Here is a 3,847-nt window from a genome sequence, read left to right on the forward strand (position 1 = left end):
GGGATTCGACCAATCCGGCCCGCCCCCCACTCCGAATCCCCGAGCGTCAGGCAAGTTGGACTGAGGACGGACGGCATGACACCTATCTCCAAGGGCGGCTCGGGACGCAGGAGTCTCGCGACCCTCATCTGTGGTGCGCTGGCCGCCGGAGGGCTCGCAGCCGCCGGTGTGGCCACGCTGGAACCGGGGGCGGCCTCCGCCTCCAGTCACCGGGAGGCGCCCCTGATCTCGGGCGACCCCCAGTACGACAACACCGACCTGTACGCGTTCGTCAGCCCCGACAAGCCGGACTCGACGACGATCGTCGCCAACTGGATCCCCTTCGAGGAGCCGGGCGGCGGGCCGAACTTCTACCAGTTCGCCGACGACGCCCAGTACGACATCCACATCGACAACGACGGTGACGCGCAGGGCGACCTGCTGTACCGCTTCACCTTCAAGACGCACATCAAGAACAAGAAGTCGTTCCTGTACAACACGGGCGTGGTCGAGAGCCTGGACGACAAGGACCTCAACGTCACGCAGACGTACGACATCGAGCTCTTCAAGCTGAAGAACCAGAAGGTCCAGTACAAGACGAAGATCGCCGACGACATCCCGGTGGCTCCGTCGAACGTCGGCAAGGCCTCCATGCCGAACTACGAGAAGCTGCGCGACCAGGCGGTCTACAAGCTTCCCAACGACTCGACGTCCTTCGCCGGCCAGGCCGACGACCCGTTCTTCGCGGACCTGCGCGTCTTCGACCTGCTGTACGGCGGGAACCTCACCGAGGTCGGCAACGACACACTCAAGGGCTACAACGTCAACTCCATCGCCCTCCAGCTCCCGACCCACATGATCACCGAGTCGGAGCACCAGCCGATCGTCGGCATCTGGTCGACGACCCAGCGCAAGAACGCGCAGGGCTACTACTCGCAGGTCTCCCGCCTCGGCAACCCGCTGGTCAACGAGGTCGTCAACCCGCTCAAGGACAAGGACAAGTTCAACGCGTCCGCGCCCTGGGACGACGCGCAGTTCCTCAAGAACGTGACCAACCCGGAGCTGCCGAAGCTCATCGAGGCGATCTACAAGATCAAGGCGCCGGCCGAGCCGCGCAACGACCTCGTGGACGTGTTCCTGAAGGGTGTGAAGGGGCTGAACCAACCGCCCTATGTGCGGGCTTCGGAGGAGCTGCGCCTCAACACGTCCATCAAGCCCACCGAATCTCCGAAGCGGCTCGGTGTGCTTGATGGCGACAACGCCGGGTTCCCGAACGGGCGGCGGCTGACGGACGACGTCATCGACGCGTCGCTCCAGGTCGTCGAGGGTGAACTCGTGGGCTCGAAGAACGATCTCGGTGACGCGGTCGACAAGAACGACAAGTCCTTCGAGAAGTCGTTCCCGTACGTCGCGCTGCCGACCGAGGGGTCGCGGGGGCCGCTGGCCAAGGGGACGTCCGGTGGGAACGACGTCCGTAACCAGCTGGGGGACGCGTTGTCGCCGGCGGGTTCCTCCGGTGACCAGAACACCACGTTGATCGCGTCGTCCGCGGGGGCTGGTGCCGCCGGGATCCTGTTGATCGGCGGGGCGCTCATGTGGTGGCGGCGGATGCGGAGGCGTGCCTACTGAGGTGGGCCGTCGGGTCGTGTGGCGGGTGCGGGTGTGTGGGGGCTGGTCGCGCAGTTCCCCGCGCCCCTGAAAAGCCCTCGCGTGACCCCCTATTTGCTGGCGCGGCCTGCGCGTAACCATCCCCCACGGTGTGGGCCGCGCCGCCAGTTTCGATACTTGAGCTTCTGAGGAGAGGGCAATGTCCCGGCGTACGACCGACAGCGCTTCCGAGAGCGAGAACCCGGACACCGTCGAGCAGGAGAACGGCGAGTCGGGCGAGGACCAGCGCGTCGCTGCCGTACGACGTGTCGGAGAGGCCGGGCGGCGGTGGCGCGCCGCTCAACTCGCCGGGTGTGCCGTGTTGTTGGCCGTGGCGATGACCGGGGGGTCCATTGCCGTCGGGGCGTTCCGGGACGGGGGGAGTGCCACCGTCGCCCGGTCGGCGGCCGCGGTCGATCCCGGGCTCATGAACAGCGGCGACCTGGACGCGAGCATCGCCTCGGTCCAGGCCCATCTGCGGAACCAGCCCAAGGACTACGGCAGTTGGGCCACGCTCGGGCTCGCCTACGTCGAGCAGGCGCGGACCAAGGGCGACCCGTCGCGCTATCCGCAGGCCGAGCAGGCGCTGAAGCGGTCCCTGGAGCTGGAGCCGGACAACGAGCAGGGCCTGGAGGGACGGGCGGCGCTCGCCGCGGCGCGGCACCAGTTCACGGACGCGCTCAAGTACGCCGATCTGGCCCTGAAGCAGAACCCGTACAGCCAGCGGGCGCTCTCCTCCCGGATCGACGCGCTCGTCGAACTCGGGCGCTACGACGAGGCGTCGAAGGCGGCGGACCTCGCCGACAGCCGGCGCCCCGGCATCCCGGTCTTCACCCGCTACGCCTACGTCCACGAACTGCGCGGCGACGTCCGCACCGCCCGTGCCGTCCTGGAGCGCGCCCTGGACTCCGCCACCACCCCGGGAGACATCTCCTACGTGGCGACCGCGCTCGGCCAACTCGCCTGGAACCAGGGCGACTACGACACCGCGCTGACCGACTACGCCCGCGCCCTTGCCGCCGACGACACCTACCTCCCGGCGCTGGAGGGCAGGGCCCGTGCCCAGGCCGCGAGCGGGGACCGCGCGACCGCCATCAAGGGCATGGAGGCCGTCGTAGCGCGCTATCCGCTGCCCCAACCGCTCGTCGAACTCGGGGAGTTGTACGAGGACCGGGGCGGGGAGGGGGACAAGGCGAAGGCCGCCGACCAGTACGCGCTCGTGGACGCCTGGACAGCGCTCGCCCGCGCCAACGGCGTCAACGCCGACCTGGACACCGCGCTCGCCGCCGCCGACCACGGCGACAAGGCGTCCGCCCTCAAGGCCGCCCGCGCCGAGTGGGCCCGCCGGCACACCGTGCACACGGCGGACGCCCTCGCCTGGGCGCTGCACGTCAACGGCCGTGACAAGGAGGCCCTGCCGTACGCCCGGCAGGCCACGGCCACCGGCTACCGCAACGCCTCCTTCCTCTACCACCGCGGTGTGATCGAGCTGGCGAACGGCGAGAAGAAGGACGCCCGGACCCACCTCTCCGCCGCGCTGAAGCTCAACCCCGGCTTCTCCCCGCTCGGGGCCGCGGCCGCCCGCAAGGCCCTGAAGTCCCTGGAGGCGGACAAGTGAACTCCCGTCGTCTGTTCGCCTCCGGCACGGCCGTCCTCCCGGCGGCCTGCGCGCTCGCGCTGCTACCTTCCGGCAGCGCGAGCGCGCATCCTCTCGGCAACTTCACCGTCAACCGGTACGACGGTCTGGTCGCCGCCCCCGGGCAGCTCCGCGTCGACCACGTCGAGGACCTCGCCGAGATCCCGGCGACCCAGGCCAAGCCGGACATCGAGAAGCTCGGCATGTCCGAGTGGGCGGCGCGGCGGTGTGCGACGGCGGCCGAGGGCAGCAAGGCCACGGCGGACGGCCGTAGGGTCGAGCTGACCGTGGCGAGCAGCCACGCGCGCGTGCGGCCCGGCCAGGCCGGGCTGAACACCCTGCGCGTGGAGTGCCGGCTGACCGCCCCGCTGCCCGAGAACTCCTCGGTCGCCCTCGGCTTCCACAGCGCGGGCACCGACTCCGGGCCCGGCTGGCGGGAGATCACCGCGCGCGGCGACCGGATGACGCTCACCGCGTCGGACGTGCCGAAGACGTCCGTAACGGACGAACTGACCTCGTACCCACAGGAGTTGCTCTCCTCCCCCGTCGACACCGTGACCGCCTCGGTGAAGGTACGGCCCGGTG

At 69.7% G+C, this 3,847-nt stretch carries 2 protein-coding genes and 1 pseudogene; all 3 read left to right on the top strand.

Annotated elements, in window-relative coordinates:
- Nucleotides 1-75 precede the first annotated feature (75 nt).
- On the top strand, nt 76-1,608 hold the full coding sequence (locus tag ABZ896_RS52195; protein WP_360946420.1) for a DUF4331 domain-containing protein: 1,533 nt from the start codon (nt 76-78) through the stop codon (nt 1,606-1,608).
- Nucleotides 1,609-1,786: 178 nt separating this feature from the next.
- Nucleotides 1,787-3,244, top strand: a complete 1,458-nt coding sequence (locus ABZ896_RS52200) for a tetratricopeptide repeat protein (RefSeq protein ID WP_360946423.1) — start codon at nt 1,787-1,789, stop codon at nt 3,242-3,244.
- Nucleotides 3,241-3,847: pseudogene (locus tag ABZ896_RS52205) on the top strand (nickel transporter); the annotation flags it as partial. The gene ABZ896_RS52200 and the pseudogene ABZ896_RS52205, both read left to right, overlap by 4 nt.

Origin of the sequence: Streptomyces sp. NPDC047072 (genome assembly GCF_040643855.1) — a bacterium.
Classification (GTDB): Bacteria; Actinomycetota; Actinomycetes; order Streptomycetales; family Streptomycetaceae; genus Streptomyces.

What these genes read in the sequence shown, in the direction of transcription:
- ABZ896_RS52195 (WP_360946420.1), top strand. Translation starts at nt 76, where the DNA reads ATGACACCTATCTCCAAGGGCGGCTCGGGACGCAGGAGTCTCGCGACC.
- ABZ896_RS52200 (WP_360946423.1), top strand. Translation starts at nt 1,787, where the DNA reads ATGTCCCGGCGTACGACCGACAGCGCTTCCGAGAGCGAGAACCCGGAC.